Below are 22814 nucleotides of genomic sequence, written 5' to 3'. Positions count from 1 at the left end.
TTAGTCATTAAGTACGGTGACATCGTTGAGCGCAGGGAAGAAGTCAAAGCCAGTCTTCTCCTCCATCTTTTTGAGCGTCGTCTGGTATTTGTTAGGTTTTCCTGAAAAGCCCTCGTGCGGTATGCACCACGCCTTGGAGTGCCAGCGCTCCTGCTCGTCACGCCATACGACTACCTTATAGAAGTAGTCAGGTATGGGACAAGCCATGCCATCTCTATCATGAGCATACTGATAGTTCGTATTGTCAAAGCCTACGCCTGTCACTACATAGAGCGTGTCGACACCGTTAGCAAGAGTGCGTACCTGATTCTCTAGATTGCTCCAAATGCCACCATTGTGTTGTTGATTCTGTGGCACCATATTGGAAAAGTAGTATGTAGTATAACAAAGGGTTGGATTCGCATTTCGATCTGCATTAGGTATCTGATGCCCACGCGAGTATCCATCTACATAAGGCTTATTTAGATTGGGCTGAAACTGAGAAGGAACGGAAGCATCATACTGCCACCTTTCATATCTACCACTTCCCATCAGATCCTTGTAGAGGGGATAAGCCACATAGTGAGCTAGGTGTAGCTTCGTATTATATAGCAGGAAGTAGTTGCGTGCCGAGGGATTGCTCGGGAGGTTGTGCTGTACCTCCAGCGTGTTGGGAATATTCTTCTTGGCGGGTAGCTCTAAGTATCGGCCAACCTCTGCGACTTTGCCCGTGCCCGTGTCCTTGAGCGTGATGGTGTGGGTGCGTTGCTGTCCCATGACGAGGCTCTGACCCTCACGTAGTGGCCAGGTGTAGGTACGTCCGTTAGACAGCGTGAAGAGCACCTTCATCTCGCTCGTGGTCGTCTTGATAGGTAGGATCAGAGCGGTAGCCGTAGCGGTAGCACCCGAGACGGTGACTGGCACGGAGATCTCGCCCGTAGAGCTAGCATCGACCTGCCACTGACGACTATAGAGATCCAGCGAACCCGTCGTCGGCATACCGACGATGCGCACCGTGACACCCTCTAGAGAGCCACCATCCTCACTACGCATCTCAAAGCGGAGCGAGGCGAGTGCCTGACGAAAGACGAGTTGCTTGGCACCATCGGACGCAATGGCGGAGAGATTGTCCGAGATAAGAAGTGGTTTGAGCGAAACTTGATCAGCGACGCTGTAAGCGATCTTGCCCCCCTGCGTCTGTGCATTGTAGGGATAGTAAGCGAGGACGTCATACTTCATTGACGAGTCCCACTGCACCTTCTGCTGCTCATCAGCTGGGTCGAAGGTTGCAACGCTCCCGCCACGAGTAGTCTTGTAGTGCAGGTTGTTATGCAGTAGTTGCTCAGCCGACCAAGTGGTATTCTGCGCCGTGCGACGTACATAGATACCGATCTGGTCGCCAGCCTCCCAAGCGGTGCCAGCGACACGCAGATCGTAGTCCTGCTGTGAGGCGAGGAAAGTTTGATGGATATCCGCCTGAGGATGCTCCGCATCACCCTGCCGGTCCGTCGGCTGGCAAGACGCTGTCAAGAGTAGCCCCCACGAGAGAGCCATTAGTGTGAAGAGTAGACGATAAGTCCTATTTGCCATAGATTAGTTGTGTCAGATTAACTAGAAATATGTGATGCCGTAGCAACAGCTCGTGGAGCCCTTCGTACGCCTACCAAGACGCACTGCAAAAGTACCCTACGCATATTACGCCATCGTTACTACAGCGTGACAAAGCTACTAAAAAAAGCCATGCCGTCAAAACCACCCTGTCTGGTCTCCACCCTTTAAGGTTAGAGAAGGTGTGACAGGAGTTGCTCGGTAAGGGCGAGGTGCGTGTAGGTGGCGTAGCAGTGGTCTGTATGCCATAGTGCGGTAGCCACGGGATCGCCCCACGCATTGTACTGCTGCGCTACCGTGGGGAGCGGGTCGATGATGCGGGAGTAGTGGAACTCGTGCCCACGCACCGCCACACCCTCTATCTCGAGCTGTCGGTAGCCGAGGGCTAGTCCGCGCTGCTGCATCGTGGCTGTCTGCTGTAGTGCCCCCACGAGCGGATAACTGCTCCCCTTCTCGTCAACAATCGCTTCGCAGAGGAGGAGCATGCCCCCGCCCTCGGCAAGCATCGCTCCGCCCCCACGGATGTAGTCGCGAAGGCTGTCAAGCATTGACTTATTAGCGGACAACTGCGCTAGATGTAGCTCGGGATAACCGCCAGGGAGATAGACGAAATCGCTCGGCGGAAGCTCCTTGTCGGCGAGCGGACTGAAGTAAGTTACCTCGCCCCACTGCTCTAGCTGGCGCACATTCTCCTGATAGAGGAAGTTGAAAGCGTCGTCACGAGCCACGGCTATACGACGAGGCGTTGACGAAGCCAGCTTTTGCAAAGCAGGAGCTTCGTGGGATCGCTCCTTTCGCTCTGAGGAGATGGCTAGAAGGCGGTCAATATCTAAATGTTGCTCTAAGAGGTCGGCCACCTGATCAGCGTAACGGTCTATCTGCGCCAAGTCGTCAACGTCTAGTCCTAGATAACGACTGGGAATGGCGATGTCATCGACACGAGGTAGCGAGCCCAGCACGGGCACGCCCGCATCAGTGGCAGCTTGCGTGAGATAGGTTAGGTGACGCTCCGAGGAGACCTTATTAAAGATGACTCCCGCTATCTGGACCCTAGGGTCAAAGTGCTGCAACCCGTAGAGCAACGGAGCCACCGTGTAAGCCATCGAGCGCGGGGTCACGACCAGTACGACGGGTAGGTCTAGGAGACGAGCAATGTCGGCCGCAGAACCTTTGTCCCGATCGTAACCGTCGAAGAGCCCCATCACCCCCTCCACGATGACCGCCTGAGCATCCTGACTATAATGGTCGTAGAGCGCCTGCACGCGCTCGGCACCGTACATAAAAAGGTCCAGATTGACCGCTGGGCGACCCGTAGCCACGCTGTGTAGCTTAGGATCTACGTAGTCGGGGCCACACTTGAAAGCTTGGGTGGCTAGACCACGACGTGTGTAAGCACGGAGGAGGCCCATGGTGAGCGTGCTTTTGCCACTCTCAGAGAGAGGCGCAGCGATGAGAAGGGAGGGAAGAGTTGACATAAGTGATTGACTAAAGTTGAGAGTCGGGAATGAGAAGAACCTCTAGCTGAGCCGAGGGAACGAGAGGTTTGCAGACCTGATAGCAGTGATCAACGATGCTTTGGTAGAGAGGGTGCGTACCGTCGGGGAAGATCTGCCATAGTTCGCGGGCTAGGGTCATCTCGCTGATCTGTTGCTTCTGCGCTTCGCTCGCTCCAGAGGCAGAGGCGAGGGCGATGATGAAAGCTTTGTCCATCACCACCTTCTTGCTATGTGTGTCCAGTTCGCCAGCCGCCAGCTTGACCGCCTTGCCGATCATGATGCCGAGGGTGATCTGCGGGAAACCCAGTTCGTTGGCTAGGCTGAGCGTCTCACCGATGAAGTTGCCATACTGAACGAAAGCGTTGGCGGGGAGGTCGGGAAAGCGCCCCTTAAGGTAGCGCTCGCTACGTCCGCCAGAGTTGAGCACGAGATGCTTGCCGTAGACTGACTTGCTCACCTCCAGCTCACGACGTATCGACTCAACAAAGGCTTCGCTCGAATAGGGACGCACGACGCCTGTAGTGCCGAGGATAGAGATGCCGTCTAGGATGCCGAGCCGTGGATTGAAGGTGCTGTGGGCGAGCCGTCGTCCCTCGGGTACGGAGATGGTCAGGTCAATGCCTACTTGGGAGAGGTCGACCAAAGCGCCGAGTGCTTGGCGCATCATCTGACGCGGAACGGGGTTAACGGCAGGCTCTCCAACCTCTAGTCCGATGCCAGGGAGGGTAACACGCCCTACCCCTTCGCCCTGTAGGAAGGAGACCCCACTATGAGCCTGCGTGAGCGACAAGTCAGCGACGATCTCTGCGCCATCCGTTACGTCAGGGTCACTGCCCGCATCCTTGATGGCAACCGCTCGAGCACCTTGCGCCGTAAGCTCCGTATGCTGGATCGGAAAGGGGACCCGTTCGCCTTGAGGGAGGGTTACGGTCACCTCGCTGTAAGACTCCTCGTTGAGCAGTGTGAGCAGGGCTGCCGTAGCGGCAGCTGTGGCGGTGGTGCCAGTTGTCAAGCCGATACGCTGAGGAAAGAAGTCGCTCCCCAGCAGTCGCTCGATGGAGCGACGAAGTCCTACGGGTCCCTCAACGGTGACGGTAGCGGGATAAGGGATCTGTGGCCTTCGAATGACCAGCACGGTGATGCCTAGTGCGAGAGCCTCCTCCACTTTTGCCGCAAAGCCACTCGTGTCGCCACTCTCCTTGAGTAGGATCATGTCTGGTCGTAGCGTGGCGAAAAGCTCTCGGTCACACTGCTCCTTGTCATAGTAAACCACCCGCTCTAGCGGGAAGTCGCTCTGCCGTAGTCGCTCCTCAGTCTCTGCGATGGGCATCACCCGCAGATAGGTCTCGTGCTGGGTCCAGTAGGCTCTCAGTCTCTCGATCGAGTTGACACCCGTCAGAGCGAGCAGTCGCCGAGGTTGCTGCTTGAGGAGATATGTCAGCGCTGCATCAAAGGAGTCCAGCGACATGACCGAAGCGGGCAAAGCGGGAAAGGTGCGCTCATACCGTATCACAGGGAGCTGCAGGCGGGACACGCAGTCGGCCACGCTCTGGTGAACGCCCATTGCGAAGGGGTGTGCCGCATCTACGATGAGGGCTATCGCTCGCTCCGTGCAGAAGTGCGCCATCTCCTCGCCATTCATTCCGCCCTCTAGACGGATCCCGTGGTGCATCGTGAGCTCTTGCGAAGCGCCTCGTGTGGAGTAATAAAAGGGTTTGCCCGCTTCTTCACACACCTCGAGCGCTTTGCGCCCTTCTGTGGTTCCTCCGATGATTAGGATCATACGTTTGAGGCGTGGATGGAGAAGTGTAAGGTCTCGGGGTCGAAGTCTATTCCCTTTGCCTCAAAGTAGCTTGGCAAAGTCCCGTCACCAGCGAGCGTCCTCGGCGGACCCATATGTAGCTTGTGGTCATCATCGAGGAGCCACACCTGATCGGCTATCTGAAGAGCCAGCTCTAGGTCATGGGTAGAGAGGAAAATCGTCTTGTGCGTCTCACGAGACAAGCGAAGAAGGAGCTGAAGCATCTCCACCTTAGAGGGAAAGTCCAGGAAGGCAGTCGGCTCGTCCAGTAATATGATAGGAGTCTCCTGCGCCAGCGCCTTGGCAATCATCACCTTCTGGCGCTCGCCGTCACTGAGCGAGTCGACCATGCGCTTGGCTAGAGGCTGTATGCCGACCAACTGCAGCGCCTCGTCGACCGCCTGACGATTACTCTCGTTCATCTGCCCCCAAAAGCCCGTATAGAGGCTACGTCCTAGGGCGATCATCTCGTAGGCAGTCGTATTGCTCATGATAAGTCGCTCCGTGAGTACGACGCTGATACGACGCGCCAGCTCTTTGGCACGGTATTGCTGTATCTCCTTGCCCTCGACCAGTAGCGCCCCGCCGAGCTTCGGCTGAAAGGCTGCGATCGTCCTGAGTAGCGTCGACTTGCCCACCCCATTTGATCCGATAAGGCAGGTGAGCTGTCCCGACCAGATAGTAGCGTTGAGCTGACTCGCTACGACGCGCGTGCGCTTCATCTGGTGATACCCTATCGATAGGTCACAAAGCTCTATCGTTGCGTGGCTAGTCATACGATTACAGTTGCTCTCTACGTCGTTTGTCAAATAGTACCCAGATCACGATCGGAGCGCCGATGAGCGCCGTCACCGAGTTGATCGGTAGCGCGCCCTCCATGCCTGGCATGCGGGCGATCAAGTTACAGCAGAGCGCCAGGAGCGCCCCGACGAGCGTCACGGCGGGCATCAGTGTCAGATGATTGGAGGTGGCAAAGATGGTGCGACAGAGATGCGGTACCGCCAGTCCGATGAAGACGATCGGGCCGCAGTAAGCGGTCACGATAGCGGTCAGTAGGCAGGCCGAGAAGATGACTAGATGGCGCGCCCGTCCGTAGTTTAGCCCGAGACTGCGGGCGTAGTTCTCCCCGAGGAGCATCAGGTTCAGCACCTTAATCAGTAGGAAGGAGAGCGGTATCAGCACCAGCATGATCAGGACAAAGGTAGTAACCTGATCGCCACTCACCTTGGCAAAGCTGCCCAAGCCCCAGATCACATAGCTGCGCACATCCTCATCATTGCTAAAGAACTTCAGCACGCCGATGATGGCATTCGCTATGTAGCCGATCATCACACCCATGATCAGTAGCACCACATTGCCACGGACACGCTGCGCCATCGTCATGATGATTGACATCACGAGGAGCGCCCCAAGGAGTGCCGCCACCGAGACAGCCATCTCCCCCACGAAGCCCATCCGCACCAGTGCTCGCTGGCTAATGCTCCCCGAGAGGAGGATAAAGGTCGCCACACCTAGACTAGCTCCCGAACTAATACCTAGCTCCGAAGGACCCGCCAGCGGATTGCGAAAGACCGTCTGCATCTGCAGTCCGCTAATGGAGAGGCCCGCCCCCGCTACTAGAGCCGTAATGGTCTGCGGGTAGCGACTCTTCCAGATGATGTTGCGCCAGATCTCATCGCCGCCAGCATCCGCCCCAAAGAGTATGCGTACCACCTGGTCAAAAGGGATAGCGATCGTCCCCAGCGATAGGTTGAGCACGAAGAAGACTACGATGAGGAGTGCTATGACTGTAAAGGCTATAATCGGACGTCGCATAGCTTCCCTTAGCGGGTTAATATCGAGTAAAAGACCGGCTCATGGTCGGGCAATAACTGCGGGTGAAAGGCGTGGATCAAGTCCGCCAAGACCACCTCCGGCTCCACGGGCGAAAGCTCATAGAACGGTCTCTCCCGCAGATTGCAGTACAGTACCTGCTTATCCCGATAAGCTTTGAAGTCTCGGTAGCGTGCATCCGTCTTGCCCAGCACATCGTAGGAGAAGGCGCCATCGTAGCTATTCGCGATGCGCCAGTAGTCCGCATCGGCAGCCTTAGCATAGACCGTCTCGAAGTCTACGTAGAAGCCTCCCGACTCCTTATCGTCTGCCATAAAATAGTCCGCACCTGCATCCTCAAAGAGGTGTGCCAAGTAGCTTGCGCCACCCACCACGTACCAGTTGCCGCCGTGCAGTTCACCGCTAAGCACCTTCGGACGTGGCAAGTCATCGGTGATCAAAGCTTGTAGCTCGTGATAGCGCTGCTCTATCGTGCTAAAAATCGTCTCCGCACGCTCCTCCATACCCAGCAGGAGCGCTGTAAACTTAAGCCACTCAGCCTGCCCCAGCGGGGAAGTCTCCTTGTAACCCAGGAAGGTAATCAGCGGTATGTCTAGCTGCTTGATCACATCGTAGCCACCCCGCTTGAAGGGGCTTACTAATATAATGTCTGGTTGCAGAGCCATGATCAGTTCGCTATCGAAGTTGCCCTCGATGCCGATCCGCTTAGCAGCGCCCGAAGCCAGCCGTGACTGCATCTCCTCGTTGAAGAGAAAGCGCGTACTCGGCATCCCCACGACTCGATCCACCGCATCAAGCTTGATAAAGTTAGAGAGCTGTAGCGTCGTCATCACGATGACCCGACGCACTGGCGTCTCTATCTTGGTGTAGCCCTCTGGCACCTCAGCAGCCAGCTCCTGCGCCTGTTCACGAGGCACCAAAGCGTAGCGATACACCTCATTACTGTCATGCGTCGGGTCAGAGATAGTGACCAGCGTCACCGCCCCTGCGCGCTTGATTTGGAGCCCCTCGGCATAACGTATCATAGCAGTGCTATCCACCTCTGAGCCCCCCGCAGTGCCCTCGTCAGAGCCTCCCTTACCACACGATATCAGTAGTAAGGAGAGCACTAGGCCGCTCAGCAAATATTTCATACAGCGTAATGTATCCATCTCGTTATCGATCTGTTGCACTGCAAAGATACGCAAACGATTCGTCCTAGCTCTAAGTCACCCGTACCCAGATCCCGCCAATTGGCTAGCACAATGAGACTCACCTCCCTGCAGATGGCTACTCGTGGGATTTGTAGCGTCTTGGCTAGATTAAGGCAGCCCTACGGGGGATGCTACGGATCTCCCTATTTGTCCGTATACTCACTTGAGCTAACTATCAGTACCACTTGGGTGAAACTAAAGTTTCATACGGGTGAAACTGGAGTTTCATGCGGGAGAAACTAGAGTTTCATACGGGAGAAACTGGAGTTTCACCCTATTGAAACCAATATCTTAGGCGTATCAGCGGGAATGGCGATGAGGAGTGTCTCAAGATTTACTGTCTACAAGCCGAGCACGTCCCTAGTGTTGTAACGGCTTTGTAATCGCTATGTGCGCCATTAGTCGTACATTTGCAGTAAATCTTATGCAATCTATGCCTGAAGAGAGCTTTCATCCACAGCAGGTCGATATAGCAGCTATCCTCAATCGACGACGCAAGAAGCCTTTGCCCGCCTTTGTGACTAATGGTGTGGCACGTCTGATCCATCAGCGTGAGATCAATGATGTGCTACAGCGCTACGGACATCTTGAGGGGGTTGACTTTATGGATGCCTTGATCCAGGAGTTTCGCATTGACCTGACGCTCGTCGGGGCGGAGCATCTGCCCGCAGATCCTCGCGCCCTCTTTATCAGCAATCACCCACTGGGGGGGCTGGACGGGATCTGCCTGACTCACCTCATAGCTGGTCACTATCACTCTGATATTCGCTACATCGTCAACGATCTCCTGCTGAATCTCAAGCCTCTCGCCAATATCTTCGTACCGGTCAATAAGTACGGCGCTCAGGCGCGCTCCTCGATACAGAGGATGCACGAGGCGCTGGAGAGCGATCTGCCTGTGATCACCTTCCCCGCAGGGCTCTGCTCCCGACTCATCAAGGGACAGATACAGGACCCGCTCTGGCGACCGAGCTTTATCAAACAGGCTAGACAGTTTCGCCGTCCCATCGTGCCGCTCTTCTTCCATGGGCGCAACTCGATGAAGTTTTACCGTATCGAGCAACTGAGGAAAGCGCTCGGCATACGCTTTAACATTGGCACGGCATTGCTACCACACGAAATGTTTGCTGCACAGGGGAGCTCCTTCACCGTAGTGGTCGGTGAGCCTATCCCCTACGAGACGCTCGAGGGGGTGAAGCCTAGCGACTTACCTCGGCAGGTCGAGCTCATACGGCAGCAAGTATACCAACTGAAAGACCAACTATCCAAATGAGTGCTACAGAGCAACCCATCATAGCGCCGATAGATCGGCAATTGATCCGACAGGAGCTGACACCTGAGCTCTTCGTCCGTAAGACCAATAAGAGTAATAATGAGATCTACGCCTTCCGAGCTGCTCAAGCCCCCCAGACAATGCGTGAGGTGGGGCGTCTGCGCGAGGAGAGCTTTCGTGCTGGCGGTGGCGGCACGGGCCTTGAGTGCGATGTGGATAAGTATGATCTGATGGACGATGGCTACGTACAGCTCATCGTCTGGAGTCCCGAGCTGGAGAAGATTATGGGCGGCTACCGATACATACTCGGTGAGGCGGTGCTACGGCATCAGGAGCAGACGGATGCGCTGGCGACGTCGCATATGTTTGGCTTCAGCGAGGAGTTCGTACGCGACTACCTTCCCTACACGATCGAGCTGGGTCGCTCATTCGTGAGCCAGGAGTTTCAGACGACACGGGCGGGGCTCATGTCTTCCATCTATACGCTCGACAACCTATGGGACGGGCTGGGCGCCTTGACGGTGATCTATCCTGAGATCAAGTACTTCTTTGGCAAGGTGACCATGTACAAGACCTACAATAAGTACTGCCGCAACCTGATCCTTAAGTTTATGGAGATCTACTTCGGCGACAAGGATCATTTGGTCTTTCCGATGAATCCAGTCGAGGTGGACATTGACCCAGCGGAGATAGATCGTCTCTTTGTCAAGAACGACCTCAAGAGCGACTACCGTACGCTCAAGGCGGAGGTACGCAAGCACAATATCAACATTCCCCCGCTCTTCAACGCTTACATGTCGCTCACACCGAAGATCCGCATCTTCGGCACAGCGATCAACGATGAGTTCGGCGATGTCGAGGAGACGGGCTTGCTGACGCCTATTGCGGACATCATCCCAGAGAAGAAGGAGCGTCACATAGACACCTACCAGCAAGCCAAATAAGTAGCAAAGGCTCCCCTACTCATGGCTCTTGCTAATGAGCTCGGCGCTGCTGGCGAAAGGGCAGCTCAGCGCTACCTCCTCTCTCGGCACATACGCCTCCTCGAGATCAACTGGCGTGACCCGCTCTGCGAGATTGACATCATAGCGTCTGACGGTCGGCACCTACTGATCGTCGAGGTCAAGAGCCGTATGGAGTACACCGCCACGAGTCCGCTAGATGCGGTCGACCAGGCGAAAGCACATCAGATGATGCTCGGTGGTATGCGCTATGCACAGCGAATGCGCATCAACCTACCGATACGCTACGATGTCATCGAGGCGCTCTACTGCCCAGCGAGTGACCTCTTTGAGATTAAGTACCACAAGGGATACTTCTCGGCAGAGGAGATTGCCCTCCAAGAGACACTTCCCCACGGCTCCGTCCAGCCCTGACGGCAGGACGCTCGTAAGACTTACGGGGTATAGACAATAAAAGAGAAGAGTCCTACGTATCACATCGATACGTAGGACTCTTCTCTTTATTTGTTGCTCCTAGACGACTAGTGCTAGCGTAAGTGCTAGCGCACAGCGACTAGAGCTTAGCGAATTGGCTCGCGTGGGATTACATCATTCCGCCCATGCCACCGGCACCTGCCATAGCTGCTGGATCGGGCTTGTCCTCCTTGATGTCGGCGATGACGCACTCAGTCGTGAGGAACATGCCAGCGATAGAAGCAGCATTCTCTAGAGCCACACGCGTTACCTTGGCGGGGTCGATGACACCGTGCTTCATCAGATCCTCAAAGCTGTCGGTACGAGCGTTGTATCCAAAGGCACCCTTGCCGTCACGAACACGCTGTACGACTACAGCCCCCTCCTTAGCTGCGTTAGCTACGATCTGACGGAGAGGCTCCTCGATAGCACGCTTGACGATCTCGATACCCGTACGCTCGTCGTCGGTGTCGCCCTTGAGTTTCTCAACAGAAGAGATAGCGCGGATGTAAGCGGTACCACCACCAGGTACGGTACCCTCCTCGATCGCAGCACGTGTAGCGCTGAGCGCATCCTCGACACGATCCTTCTTCTCCTTCATCTCGACCTCGCTGCCAGCACCTACGTAGAGGACGGCAACTCCGCCAGAGAGCTTAGCAAGACGCTCCTGTAGCTTCTCACGATCATAGTCGCTCTTCGTATTCTCGATCTGATGACGGATCTGGTTAGCGCGATCTGCGATAGCCTCCTTGTCACCGTCACCATTGACGATAGTGGTCTTGTTCTTGACGACCGTGACTGTCTCAGCGCTACCGAGCATGTCGATCGTTGCATTCTCCAGCGTCAGACCTGTGTCCTCGCTAATGACAGTACCACCCGTTAGGATAGCCATATCACGTAGTATCTCCTTGCGGCGATCGCCGAAGCCTGGAGCCTTGACACCACAGATCTTAAGACCAGCGCGTAGTCTGTTGAGGACAAGCGTGGTCAATGCCTCGCTCTCGATATCCTCAGCAATGATCAGCAGAGAGCGACCCTGCTGGAGCACCTTCTCTAGTAGTGGTAGAAGGTCCTTGATGGTAGAGAGCTTCTTCTCGTAGAAGAGGATGTAAGGCTTCTCCATACGGCACTCCATCTTCTCCGTATCCGTGACGAAGTAGGGAGATATATAGCCGTTGTCAAACTGCATACCCTCGACAATGTCTACCGTCGTATCGATACCCTTGGCCTCCTCGACGGTGATGACACCCTCCTTCTTGACCTTCTCCATAGCCTGAGCGATCAGTTGGCCGATCTCCTCATCGCCATTAGCCGAGATGGTAGCCACATGAGCGATCTGCTCTAGGTCATCACCCACCTCCTTAGCTTGCTTGCGGATACTCTCGACGACAGCCTTGACAGCCTTGTCAATACCACGCTTTACCTCCATAGGATTAGCGCCAGAGGTAATGTTCTTTAGACCTACATTGATGATGCTCTGAGCAAGAACCGTAGCAGTCGTCGTGCCGTCACCAGCATCCTCATTGGTCTTGGAAGCCACCTCACGTACGAGCTGGGCACCCATATTCTCAAACTCGTTCTCCAGCTCGATCTCCTTAGCGACCGTCACACCATCCTTGGTAATGTGCGGGGCGCCATAGCTACGAGAGATAATCACGTTGCGACCCTTCGGGCCTAGTGTCACCTTTACAGCGTCTGATAGCTGGTCTACGCCACGCTTGAGGAGGTCACGAGCCTCTATGTCAAACTTAATTTCCTTTGCCATAATTGTATCTGTCTATTTACTTGATTCTTGATTAGGATAAGACTGCGTGGACTAGAGCGTAGCGAGCACATCGCTCTGCTTCATGATCATGAGCTTCTCGCCCTCGATCTCTACCTCCGTGCCAGCGTACTTGCCGTATAGCACCTTGTCCCCGACCTTGAGAACCATCTCTTCATCCTTCGTACCCTTGCCCACAGCGAGTACCTCGCCCTTGAGCGGTTTCTCCTTTGCGGAGTCTGGGATGATGATACCACCTTGTGTCTTCTCCTCTGCAGTAGCGGGCTTGATCAGCACGCGGTCTGCCAATGGTTTGATTGTCATAGTTTATCTTGGTTATATATTAATGTCTCACTTACCGTGCCCCTCCATACGGGAGGCACGCATTAAGACCAAAGCAAATAACGTGCCAAAAAGAACGAAGGCGCCTCTTGAGACTATTGCATAAAGGCGAATCGCTGTGTTGCTTTCGGGATTCGGCTTCGGTCACATACGGAGGTATGCTCCCTTCAGACCTCACCCTCAGCGCCTTGCGCTTCATCCTTTCTGCAAAGTCTAGACAATCTTGCAAGCAAGATTGTGAGACTGTTGACTTTTGCAACAGTCTCCTCTTGACAAAAGCATCGTGACAGATTTACGTATTTAGATGCCGGGCCAGAGGGAGAGGTCGTCCGTGGGGTGCGTAGCCTCAACACGGGTCTCGATATTGTCGGGGAGGTTGTGGAAGAAGTCTAGACCTGTGCGCTCCTCTAGCTTGTCGATAGAGATAGCGACCGTACGCGGCCGAGCCACCTCAGCTGGACGGGTGTGCTCCACCCAGAAGGCGATCGCCTGATAGTGGTCGCCACGCTGCGCCAGGATAGCCATCCAGTAGTAGCGCGGCACGGTGATGCCGCCCACGGTGACGCCGAGGGTCTCGCCCTCTCGGAGGGTACCCCCCTTGACCACATAGAGCTTGTCACGCAGACGACCATTGCGCGTCCACTCCTGTACCAGTTTCTCGAGCTGTAGCCACACACCCGCATTGAAATTGTGTCGCTGCGGACTCATATTGGTATAGTAAAAGGTCTGCTCGTTTGCCTCCTTAGAGTAAAGACGATCGGCCGATGCGACGATATGTCCGCGGTCATACCCTCTGAAAGCGCTCTGCGTGACCTCGTACTGACTCGGCACGAAGGGGTCCCAGCTCCAAGCGTCAATGCTGCGCCTGGTGTGTCGCTGACAAGTGTACTCATCGGCACTGTAGCAGACCCAGATAGGATGGTGGTAGACGACGTCATATTCGACAGAGAAGTTGACACGCTGTTCCTGCTCTACTCGATGGGTGATATAGTAAGCGGAGCTACGACCCGAGAGCTTGGGAGCCTCTAGGAGAGAGACGTCGCCTAGGATCGTCTCTCTGCCATACTCGCCACTGCCACCCGTATGCCCAGCAACTTGTTGCTGGGTGATGGTATAGGAGACGCTTTTACCATTGGCTGAGAGCGTCAGCTGAGCTTTGCGCTCTCCACCCTCGTTGGCAGAGATCGATACGATCACCTCCTGCTTGCCCGCATTGCCCTCGCTCGGGGATACGGAGAGCCAGGCATCTGGCGACGCAGTGAGCGTCCAGCTAGTCGGAGCCTCAACAGTGACGAAGAAGTCTAATGGCTCGGGGTTAACGACCCGCACGGAGGCACCTGTACGATCGTAGAGGGCTAGCTCTGTGGGTAGCTCGGGCTGTGACGTCCCTTGTGGCTTACAACCAACGAGTAGGAGCGCCATCCAGCCTACGAGTAGGAGTATCTGGCGACTGTTGCATAAAGGCGAATCGCTGTGTTGCTTTCGGGATTCAGCTTCGGTCACATACGGAGGTATGCTTCCTTCAGACCACACCCTCAGCGCCTTGCGCTTCATCCTTTCTGCAAAGTCTGGACAATCTTGCTTACAAGATTGTGGGACTGTTGACTTGTGCAACAGTCTCCTCTGGCGAGATGAACGTCTATTATATAGGAGTGAGGACATAGCTCTTTGGAGTAAAGGGGATAACAAAAGGCGAAGCCTCTGAGACTACCCTTCGGAGAGACCTACCCGCTCGGGGGACTGGCTCTCCAGGTTAAGCTCAGAGGCTCCGCTTGCTTGAGATAGCTCTAGGAAAGGCTACTTGACCGTGAGTGCCTCCACTTGGTAAGTGGTGGTGTGAAGAGGCTTCTGCGAAGCCTCGTAGAGGAGAGCTATGTAACCAGCATCGGCAGAGCCTGTGATCGTGTAGCTCTTCTTGTAGTGCTGGTTGCCGAAACCGTTAGGACTGCTCTGGTCATTGATCACCTCTAGCGTCTTCACCAGCTTGCCGTCCTTGTCTAGCTGCTGGATAGTAAGCGTAGCACCATTGGTGTGGCCGGTGCTATAAGTCAAGTCGACCGTGTAGCTACTGCCAGCCTTCATCTGTAGGCGTGGCGTGACGAGGACAAACTTATTCTCAGGCTCAGTAGACTTAAAGGCGCTTGCCAGTGCAAAGTGTACACCGCCATATGATCCATTCTGGAACTTAAGTGTAGTACCCACTAGAGCTTTATTGAGCCAACCAGGTAGCGTAAAGTCTTTCTTATCCTCACCACCCTTAGAGAAGTCATCTGCAAAGGGTATCGTACAAGCCGTCTGCGAGAGATCGACACCATAGACGTTCCCCTGCGGATTAGGGTTAGGATTAGGATTGGGCTGATTGCCACCACCCACGTCGAAGCGTGGCTGGTCCAGCTTGATGTCGCTACGCAGCGTGGGGCGGAGATTGAAGAAGGTCTTATTGGTCTTATTGGACTTATAGACCGTCACAACAGCCGTGATGCTACCGCTACCAGAGGGGACCTTCTCCTCGCCGAAGGTAGCTGTCTTCCACACATCTAGCTCGGCCTCATTGCCACTCTTATCAACAAGCTTATGACGTGTGGAAGGAGCGCTAGCCGAGTCAAAGAAGGGGACGTCTGGCTTGACAAACTGAACATCCTTGACACGAACGTACTGGTTCGGATGCTTGCCTGCAACGATCTCTGCGAGCGTAGTCTCTATCGGTTCGATCGGCTTGTTAGGCACGATAGACATCTGTGCGTGTGAGACCTGTAGCTGTATCGTTCCTTTGTAGTTAGAGATCTTAGCTCCCTTGAGCTTAGCGGTTACCTCGTCGCCAAACTGCAAGGCGCCTTCGCCCTTGCCTTTGGGCACTATCAGGACAAGCGCATTGCCCTCAGCGTCCTGTATGTGGTGATAGCCTGCAAAGGGGAGCTGCTTGGTCTCGGCATGAGTCGTGACCGTAGCACGAATGCGGAGGTCTTGGTCGATCGTCTTGCCGTTTTGGTCTAGCCCCTCACCTAGCTTAGCGATCTCAGCGAGCGAGGTGTAGGTGATTCCCTTGCCAGTACTGCCGAGCTGCATGATGAGATAGACGTGCTGTGTCGTGGAGGTCTTGATGATCATCTGAGCCTCACGAGCATCTTCGCTTCTGTTAGGAAGAGCCGTGATGGCAATCTGGTGCGTTCCCTCGGTAGCCTCCATAGGCGTAGCCGAAACCCACTCGGCACCCTCGCCGAAGGTGATCGAGAAGCGTCTATTGGTCTCGATGGTCAGCTCCTGCTTACCACCATCCTGCTTGAAGGGGATCGTGTTGTCGGTGAAGTTTGGTGAGAGCGTCACATAGGGCTTCTCATAGTAGTCCATCTCATCCTTACAGCTGGTCACAGCGAGCAGAGGAGCGATGGTGAGGATAGCGAGGAGTAGTCGTCTCGTCGCAAGTTTATTGAGTGTCTTCATATCTGGATCTAACTCTGTTTCTTAAATTCTTGAGCGAAGCTCCGTGGAGCCTCCGTTACTTGGTCGTTTGAAATCGTGGACTGGTGAAGTTAATGTCACTCTCTAGGCTAATGAGTAGCTGAGGCTTCCCGTTGAAGTAGCCGAGGATGGCGGTGATATTGCCAGAGCCCTGAGGAATCTGCCTGCCAGCAAAGAGCGCGTAGCTACTCGAGCGTAGCACGACACGGTTACCCTGCTGGTCTTCGATCTGACGCTCCACAGCGGGGACGCTCGTCTTATTGTCCGCATCGGCATAAGTCTGACCTAGCTCGCTATCGACGAACTGTACGCCCTCAAGACGTATCAACGTATTGGTATACTCAGGTGAAAGCGTCGGGATGGTGAGTGTGCGGTAGACGAGTGGCTGGCGACTATTGTCACAGCGCACCAAGCTAGGCGTCATCTGCTCGGGGAGATAAGCATTCTCGTACTTTGGTTCCGTAGAGTGCTTGCCCAGCGTGACGACTCCGCCATACTTACCGAGCGTCAGGCCGTGACAGCGGATGGCTATCTTAGAGCCACGCTTGTAGAGGAGGTTGGAGTTGACCAGCCCCGCCTTGAACTCGATACCGCCCGTCTCGTCCTGTAGGTAGACGGACTTGTAGATATTACCCTCGCTATCGTCCGAGATGACTTGACCGACGATCACTGCATCGGGTACGACCCGTACGGGCTTAGACTGGTAGAGTGCTTTGAGCTCTTGGATCGTCATCGTACGCTCCCAGAGAGGGCGTGGCGTTCGCTCCTGTGGCGGGTCAATCTTGTTGTACTGACAGCTCGTCAGCAAGGCGAGCATGCCGACCACTACGATGAGTCTATTATATATATGTGTCATACTATTCATCCGTTTTAAGGGGGTTAGAACTGTAGTGCAGCGTTGAAAAAGAAGGTCGTGCCGTACATATAGAAGTAGCGACTATCGAAAGGTCTCATCATCTTGCCCTCCTTGGTGTAGCGAACACGGAGCTGCTCGTAACCACCGCTACGGAGGTTCTTCGTGTTGAGCAGGTTAGAGGTCGAGAGGTTGAGGCGCAGGTAGACGCCCGACTTGATGCGCCACGAGTAGCCCACGTTGGCATCAAGCGTGAAGCCACCTGGGAAGACCTCCTGACGAACGTAGTCGTAGTCAAGACTAGCACGAGCCTTGTCCGTACGACGGATTGGGTTCAAGCTGATGAAGCTACGTCCGAAGTAGTTGAGATCCAGTCCCGCCCACATATAGAAGGGGAACTGATACGACACGCTCAGGTTCGCAGCCGTCTGTGGCGTGCCTGAGACGTGGAAGCCCTTCCAGTAGACGCGATCCTGCTCTAGGAGCTTCTGACTATTGTCCACTGTCTGGACGTAGTCAGGATTGTTGGCATAGCGATACTGTCCGTAGCTCACGACGGCGATGGCAGTCAGAGCTGGCGTGATCTTGAACTCCATACCAGCCTCGACACCCATGTGCGTCGACTCGATGTTTGTCAAGACGTAGTTAGAGAAAGCTCTGTAGCCGTCATCGTAGAAGCTCATGTTCTTCGTCTTATCATAGAAGTGCGTGTAGAAGCCAGTAATACGCCCCTTGACAAAAGGCGAACGGAGCACATAGCTCAGGTCACCCGAAAGGACACGCTCGGGACGTGGATCCGTCACATACTGATTGCGTGTACGAGGCGATACAAAGATATCTGCGAAATAAGGCGCACGCTGCGTCCAGGAGGCATTTGCCACGAGGTAGTGACGCCCCGTAATCTTGTAGGTGATACCTCCCTTGACACCATAGTTGAGGAAGTTCAGATGCTTCGAGTCTCCGAAAGAATTGTCAGGGAAAAGCCCTCTACGCTGCAATCCCTCGCGGTGCATACCCGTCCATCCAGCGGTAAAAGCTAGGTAGCCGTCCACATGACGAGACTGTCCCCAGAGGTTGCCCCACAGCTCAGCCTCCTGTATGTGTGCTAGGTAGTTGTGACCATACTTGTCCCCTACTCCGACCACTCTGTTGGGATGATCAAGGTCTACTTGAGACTTAGAGGGGTCCTGAGCGAAATCTCGCTCGGAGTACTTGTCGATGTCCAGCCAGTAGTCTCCGCCGAGGAGGTCGGCGATGACGTTAAAGTTCGCCGTACGGTTGAGGCGATAGTTAGCACCAAGGTCAAAGCGGAGGTGCTTGTTGATAAGAGCATTCCAAGTGGTGGCGAAGTTAAACTGACGCTGGTCTGAGCGTCTATCCTCCACAACGTAGATGCTTCGGTTGCCCTCAGCGATCTGACGTCCCTTTTCATCGAAAAGGACTTGATAGTTGTTCCTATTTATATTGTATAGGCGATCCCAGTTAATGTAGCGCATGTTGCAGTCCGAGTGCCAAAGCTCCTCGTAGTAAGCTGCCATATCTGGATCTTGGGTCTCGCTCATGTAGCCGTAGTAGCTAGGCAGGTTGCGATAGTAGTCAGGACGTGGGTCAGGACCATTGCCCCAGTTAAGAGCTGAGTAGGCGTTCTTACCAAAGCGATAGCCTACACCCGTCGTTAGCTTGTTCTTCTCATTGATCTGCCAGTAGTGTTGCAGCTGTATGATCGGCTCATGATTAGAGCGAACACGTGCATTGCGTAGCTTGCCTCCCTGGAAGCCCACATTTGGGTTGAAGAAGTTTGACCCAACCAGGTCATACACCTCCTGCGTCGTACCTGAGGCTACGCCACGCTCCGTGGGAGCTGCTAGGATGACCAAGCCCAGTGAGTGCTGCGGGGTGAACTGCTTCTCCAGAGAGAGGAAGTAACCCCACGCATCGTAAAACTGCCCCTGCACATAAGACTGATTACCCCAGCGACGCGAGGCACTCGCCGTGATAGCCCAGCCCTCAGGCATCATGCCAGTGGCGTGCGTTGCCATCGTGCGGTAGTTGTAAGTGCGGTTGCTGCCTGAGAAAGTAAGCGTCGTACCAGGGCGATAACCCGAAGCACGCGTCAGGATATTCATCGTTCCGCCGATATTACCGAAGGAGTAGTCGATCGGCTGCAGACCGTCTTCATTGTTTTGCACACGGGTCACATTGTTCAGGCCATTCCATAAGGAGTAAGAGGAGTAGCCATTGTTCATATTGTTCATCTGCATACCGTTGAGGTACTGAGACTGGTAATATGAATCGTAACCACGCACCCTAAAGCGCATCGGGCTAAACTGGAAACCCGCCTTATTGGTATAGGGATCTCTCGAAGCGGTCAGAAGCGGAGAAATATCTCCAGCCGTCACGCCATCATCGCTCATCACAAAGTCTGTCATCGAGAGGTCTGCCATGTCAGCAGCCGTGAGCGTCGGTGTGAGCGAGACACGCTCCAGTCGGTTAGCCTCACGAGGCCACTCCAGCTCGAGCACCTCAGCACGGTAGCCCGACTTATTGAAGATGACCGTGAGTCGCCCCGTGCCACTATAGGATATAGTATAAGCTCCCGAGGCATCTGTCTGGACCTGCGAAGTGATACCATCCCCAGTCCACGTAACATTGACAGCGGGTATAGGAGTCCCCGTCTGCTCCTCGTAGACGGATCCTCGAGCCTTGTCTATCTGCTGTGCCTGAGCTCCGTAGAGCGCTATCAGCGCCAAGCATATAATCTGTACTATTCGTCGCATTTGCTATCTCTATTGTATTTCGACATTTGCTATACGAGGCGAATCAGATCTATCCGCCCCTGCTTTGCAAAGATATATAATTCTTATGAGGGGGCACACCCCTTTCATCGCAAATTCACCACCCGTTCACATTTTTGTCACCCGTCATACAATAAAAGAGGCCATCGCAACAAGCGACAGCCTCCCAACAATGTAACAATCGTACAACAACTTATAATCGTACAACATTAACAACTTAAGTGAGTCTTGGCGGATTCGAACCGCCGACCCCCACCCTGTCAAGGTGATGCTCTAAACCAGCTGAGCTAAAGACTCAATACTCTGAGTATCCCAAGTAGAGAAAGCGACCAAAGTCGTGACCCCATCTCTATTTGGTGGGACAAAGATACAACAAAATTTTGACCCCACCAACTCTTCGCAGGACTAACGCATTATTTAGGATGAGGTCATCGACGGCACTATCAAGGAAATCGCCCATTTCCTCGGTGGAGATCGCCAATTATCCACGGAGGAATCGAAAAATTCTTCGGAACTTTGATTTCTTTCTTCCGAAGTTTCATTTCATTCTTCCGAACTTTTATTTCCCGGTTCCGTGGAGAATTTTCATTTGCTCACTGAAGGTTCCCGATTTCCTCGGGAGAAATTGAAATCAGCGGAGATGCAAAAGCAGCTATCAAGTGGCTTTAGACCGCTCTGCAGCTAGGTTTTAGCCACATACCCCTCGAAGGTCATCAAAGAAAAGCGGATTGTAATGCGCCAGCTCTGCTTCTGACCTCAATTTATCACACTCCAGTGAAGCGGTAGGATGTCAATAGAGGAGCGTGCCGACGAGCGGGAGGTGGTCGCTGGGGCCACCGAGATAAGTGTCGCCACCGTACGTTCGTCGAGGACGACCCCACGGAGCTGGCGTCTCGTGCATATATTGCTGAGGGGGCAGCGCTATGCGTACCGTCTCTAGCTCGATGTGCGGATAGTGGCTCTCGGCAAGTAGCGAGCGTGAGACGAAGAGCCGATCAATGCGCTCCCAAGAGCCTCGATAGTAGTAGCTCCCTGGAGGCATCGTCTCTAGTTGCTCGGAGGTGAATGGGGGCGTGAGATCTACCATCTCTAGCGAATCGACCTGAGACTGGTATGCTTGGTAAGACAACGCCCAACTGTCGGTCAAGGCATCTTCTGGAGTAGCGTTGAAGTCGCCCAAGACGATGATACTTTGCGCTGGATCAGCCATTAGCAGGCTGTCGGTACGCATACGAAGCATCTTGATCAAAGTGGCACGCGCCTTCTCTGCCGTGGCACCACCTCTGCGTGAGGGAAGGTGGCAGACGATGAGCGAGAGACGAGCTGCGGAGGGTAGACGGCCCGAGACAAAGAGCAGATTGCGTGTCGGGTAGACACTGTCAGGCGTGATCCGCAAAGGCCACTCCTCGATCCGCTCTAGAGCAAAGCGGTCCGCATCATAGAGCAAGGCCACGTGAGAGCCACGGCGATCAGAGCCTGTAGCACAAATAGTCTTGTAGTTGGCACTGCTCAGGAGCGTGTGTTGGCCCAGTTGCTCCAGCGCCTCTACGCTCTCGACCTCTTGTAGCGCTATGAGAGCGGGTATGTCCCACGCGGTCACATGAGAGATCACCTCGGCTAGCTGACGACACTTGCGCTTCATGCGTGGTGCCGTCCACCCTTTACGAGCGGTGGGGAGGTACTCACGATCATCCCAGCGGGTGCTGGGGATGGTGTCAAAGAGGTTCTCCACATTGTATGAGACGAAGGTAAACCTCTGCTGTGCTACTAAGTGAAGCGTACCACAGAGCAGCAGGAAGAGCAGCCTTAGCCAGCGCAAGCGTACAACTACAGAGCAGATCATTTTAGATCAAAAAGGAAGCGACGCTCCCATAGAGTCTAGTTAGTCTCTATGAGAGCGTCGCTATACGTTGATAGGGTGTCTAGATTACCAGACCACGACACGCTCCTCGGGAGCAATGTACATAGGATCTCCAGGCTGAATATTGAACGCCTCATAGAAGGCATCGATGTTCTTCAGCGCCTGGTTGACACGGTTGATACCCAAGCTGTTGAGGATCGATCTTAGTCAGACGAATCTCCTCCTCGGGGGTGATGTTTTGACCCCATACACGAGCATATCCGATGAAGAAGCGCTGTGCAGGTGTGAAGCCATCGATCTTGTCGACCTTCTTGCCATTAAGCTGCTTCTGGAGTGCTAGGTAAGAGACTAGGAGACCGCCCTGATCAGCGATGTTTTCACCCAGTGTCAGATGACCATCAGCATTGAGATTGTCATTGATCTTGATCTTGCTAAACTGCTGAGCGAGGCGCTCCGTAGAGGTCTTGAAGTTCTGCTTGTCCGCCTTAGTCCACCAGTTGTTCATATTGCCAGTAGCGTCAAACTCGCTACCCTGATCGTCAAAGCCGTGCGTCATCTCATGACCGATGACCACACCGATAGCACCATAGTTGACAGCGTCATCAGCATTGATGTTAAAGAATGGAGGCTGTAGGATACCAGCGGGAAGCAGATCTCATTCGTCGTAGGCATATAGTAAGCGTTGACGTCCTGAGGATTCATGAGCCAGCGAGAACGATCAACGGGCTGACCAAGCTCAGACATGTTGAAGTCATGCTCAAACTGGATAGCACTGCGGACGTTATCCACAAAGCTCTTGTCCTCAGAGATGTTGAGCTTAGAGTAGTCCTTCCACTTGTCAGGATAGCCGATCTTGACGGTGAAGTTAGAGAGCTTCTCAATAGCCTTCTGCTTCGTCTCGTCAGACATCCACTCAAGCTGAGAGATGCGATCCTTGAGGGCAGACTGGAGGTTGCTAATCATCGTCTTCATACGCTCCTTAGCCTCCTCGGGGAAGTACTTCTTGACATAGACCTCGCCGAGCGCCTCACCGAGCGTGCCATTGAGCAGATTGACTGCACGACGCCAGCGTGGGTGCATCTCCTTGATACCAGAGAGTGTCTTGGAGTAGAAGTCAAAGTTGGCCTGTACAAAGTCGTCAGAG

Annotated in this window: 16 protein-coding genes, 1 tRNA gene and 1 pseudogene; 3 read left to right on the top strand and 15 right to left on the bottom strand. The window is 54.3% G+C overall.

Annotated features, from left to right (window positions below; translation table 11 throughout):
- The 6 genes from PORUE0001_RS00285 to PORUE0001_RS00260 all read right to left on the bottom strand — a co-directional run bounded on the left by PORUE0001_RS00285 (nucleotide 1) and on the right by PORUE0001_RS00260 (nucleotide 7850).
- Entirely contained in the window at nucleotides 1-1569 is a 1569-nt protein-coding gene (locus PORUE0001_RS00285) for a DNA/RNA non-specific endonuclease (RefSeq protein WP_007364428.1), read from the bottom strand.
- A 191-nt stretch (nucleotides 1570-1760) separates the two neighbouring features.
- On the bottom strand, nucleotides 1761-3062 hold the full coding sequence (locus tag PORUE0001_RS00280) for a cobyrinate a,c-diamide synthase (RefSeq protein ID WP_007364419.1): 1302 nt from the start codon (nucleotides 3060-3062) through the stop codon (nucleotides 1761-1763).
- Between the two features lie 10 nt (nucleotides 3063-3072).
- A complete protein-coding gene (cbiD, locus tag PORUE0001_RS00275; protein WP_007364420.1) occupies nucleotides 3073-4866 on the bottom strand; it encodes a cobalt-precorrin-5B (C(1))-methyltransferase CbiD in 1794 nt (597 codons plus the stop codon).
- Nucleotides 4863-5693: an ABC transporter ATP-binding protein gene (locus PORUE0001_RS00270; protein ID WP_316902452.1), complete on the bottom strand. Its 831-nt coding sequence runs from the start codon at nucleotides 5691-5693 to the stop codon at nucleotides 4863-4865. Before PORUE0001_RS00270 ends, cbiD begins: the two co-directional genes overlap by 4 nt.
- Complete coding sequence (locus PORUE0001_RS00265; RefSeq protein ID WP_007364431.1) at nucleotides 5665-6699, bottom strand: iron ABC transporter permease; 1035 nt, start codon at nucleotides 6697-6699, stop codon at nucleotides 5665-5667. The genes PORUE0001_RS00270 and PORUE0001_RS00265 overlap by 29 nt, the downstream gene beginning before the upstream one ends.
- Before the next feature lie 8 nt (nucleotides 6700-6707).
- Complete coding sequence (locus PORUE0001_RS00260; RefSeq protein ID WP_007364426.1) at nucleotides 6708-7850, bottom strand: ABC transporter substrate-binding protein; 1143 nt, start codon at nucleotides 7848-7850, stop codon at nucleotides 6708-6710.
- 493 nt (nucleotides 7851-8343) lie between these two features.
- Between PORUE0001_RS00260 and PORUE0001_RS00255 the strand changes: the two genes are divergently transcribed.
- The 3 genes from PORUE0001_RS00255 to PORUE0001_RS00245 are packed head-to-tail and all read left to right on the top strand — an operon-like array spanning nucleotide 8344 to nucleotide 10559.
- Nucleotides 8344-9183, top strand: coding sequence for a 1-acyl-sn-glycerol-3-phosphate acyltransferase (locus PORUE0001_RS00255; protein WP_039865098.1), 840 nt, complete (start codon nucleotides 8344-8346; stop codon nucleotides 9181-9183).
- Nucleotides 9180-10127, top strand: coding sequence for a GNAT family N-acetyltransferase (locus PORUE0001_RS00250; protein ID WP_007364429.1), 948 nt, complete (start codon nucleotides 9180-9182; stop codon nucleotides 10125-10127). The genes PORUE0001_RS00255 and PORUE0001_RS00250 overlap by 4 nt, the downstream gene beginning before the upstream one ends.
- Before the next feature lie 21 nt (nucleotides 10128-10148).
- Nucleotides 10149-10559, top strand: coding sequence for a YraN family protein (locus tag PORUE0001_RS00245; RefSeq protein WP_007364443.1), 411 nt, complete (start codon nucleotides 10149-10151; stop codon nucleotides 10557-10559).
- 169 nt (nucleotides 10560-10728) lie between these two features.
- Here PORUE0001_RS00245 and groL read toward each other — a convergent pair whose 3' ends face one another.
- From groL to PORUE0001_RS00200, 9 genes and pseudogenes are all read right to left on the bottom strand, one after another.
- On the bottom strand, nucleotides 10729-12363 hold the full coding sequence (gene groL, locus PORUE0001_RS00240) for a chaperonin GroEL (protein ID WP_007364434.1): 1635 nt from the start codon (nucleotides 12361-12363) through the stop codon (nucleotides 10729-10731).
- Between the two features lie 51 nt (nucleotides 12364-12414).
- The gene (locus tag PORUE0001_RS00235) at nucleotides 12415-12684 is read right to left on the bottom strand and encodes a co-chaperone GroES (RefSeq protein WP_007364442.1); all 270 of its coding nucleotides are present in this window, start codon (nucleotides 12682-12684) and stop codon (nucleotides 12415-12417) included.
- A gap of 318 nt (nucleotides 12685-13002) precedes the next feature.
- Nucleotides 13003-14205, bottom strand: coding sequence for a DNA/RNA non-specific endonuclease (locus PORUE0001_RS00230; protein ID WP_232501370.1), 1203 nt, complete (start codon nucleotides 14203-14205; stop codon nucleotides 13003-13005).
- A gap of 294 nt (nucleotides 14206-14499) precedes the next feature.
- Nucleotides 14500-16143 (bottom strand): DUF5689 domain-containing protein, encoded by a 1644-nt coding sequence (locus PORUE0001_RS00225; RefSeq protein ID WP_007364433.1) that lies wholly within the window; start codon nucleotides 16141-16143, stop codon nucleotides 14500-14502.
- A 55-nt stretch (nucleotides 16144-16198) separates the two neighbouring features.
- The gene (locus PORUE0001_RS00220) at nucleotides 16199-17017 is read right to left on the bottom strand and encodes a DUF5689 domain-containing protein (protein WP_232501369.1); all 819 of its coding nucleotides are present in this window, start codon (nucleotides 17015-17017) and stop codon (nucleotides 16199-16201) included.
- Nucleotides 17018-17040: 23 nt separating this feature from the next.
- Nucleotides 17041-19791, bottom strand: coding sequence for a carboxypeptidase regulatory-like domain-containing protein (locus tag PORUE0001_RS00215; RefSeq protein ID WP_007364427.1), 2751 nt, complete (start codon nucleotides 19789-19791; stop codon nucleotides 17041-17043).
- Between the two features lie 240 nt (nucleotides 19792-20031).
- Nucleotides 20032-20106: transfer RNA gene (locus tag PORUE0001_RS00210), tRNA-Val, on the bottom strand.
- A gap of 493 nt (nucleotides 20107-20599) precedes the next feature.
- On the bottom strand, nucleotides 20600-21652 hold the full coding sequence (locus PORUE0001_RS00205; RefSeq protein WP_007364440.1) for an endonuclease/exonuclease/phosphatase family protein: 1053 nt from the start codon (nucleotides 21650-21652) through the stop codon (nucleotides 20600-20602).
- 84 nt (nucleotides 21653-21736) lie between these two features.
- Nucleotides 21737-22814, bottom strand: a pseudogene (locus PORUE0001_RS00200) (M13 family metallopeptidase); the annotation flags it as partial.

Origin of the sequence: Porphyromonas uenonis 60-3 (assembly GCF_000174775.1) — a bacterium.
Taxonomy (GTDB): domain Bacteria; phylum Bacteroidota; class Bacteroidia; order Bacteroidales; family Porphyromonadaceae; genus Porphyromonas; species Porphyromonas uenonis_A.
This window is presented reverse-complemented; position numbering and strand designations above follow the sequence as displayed.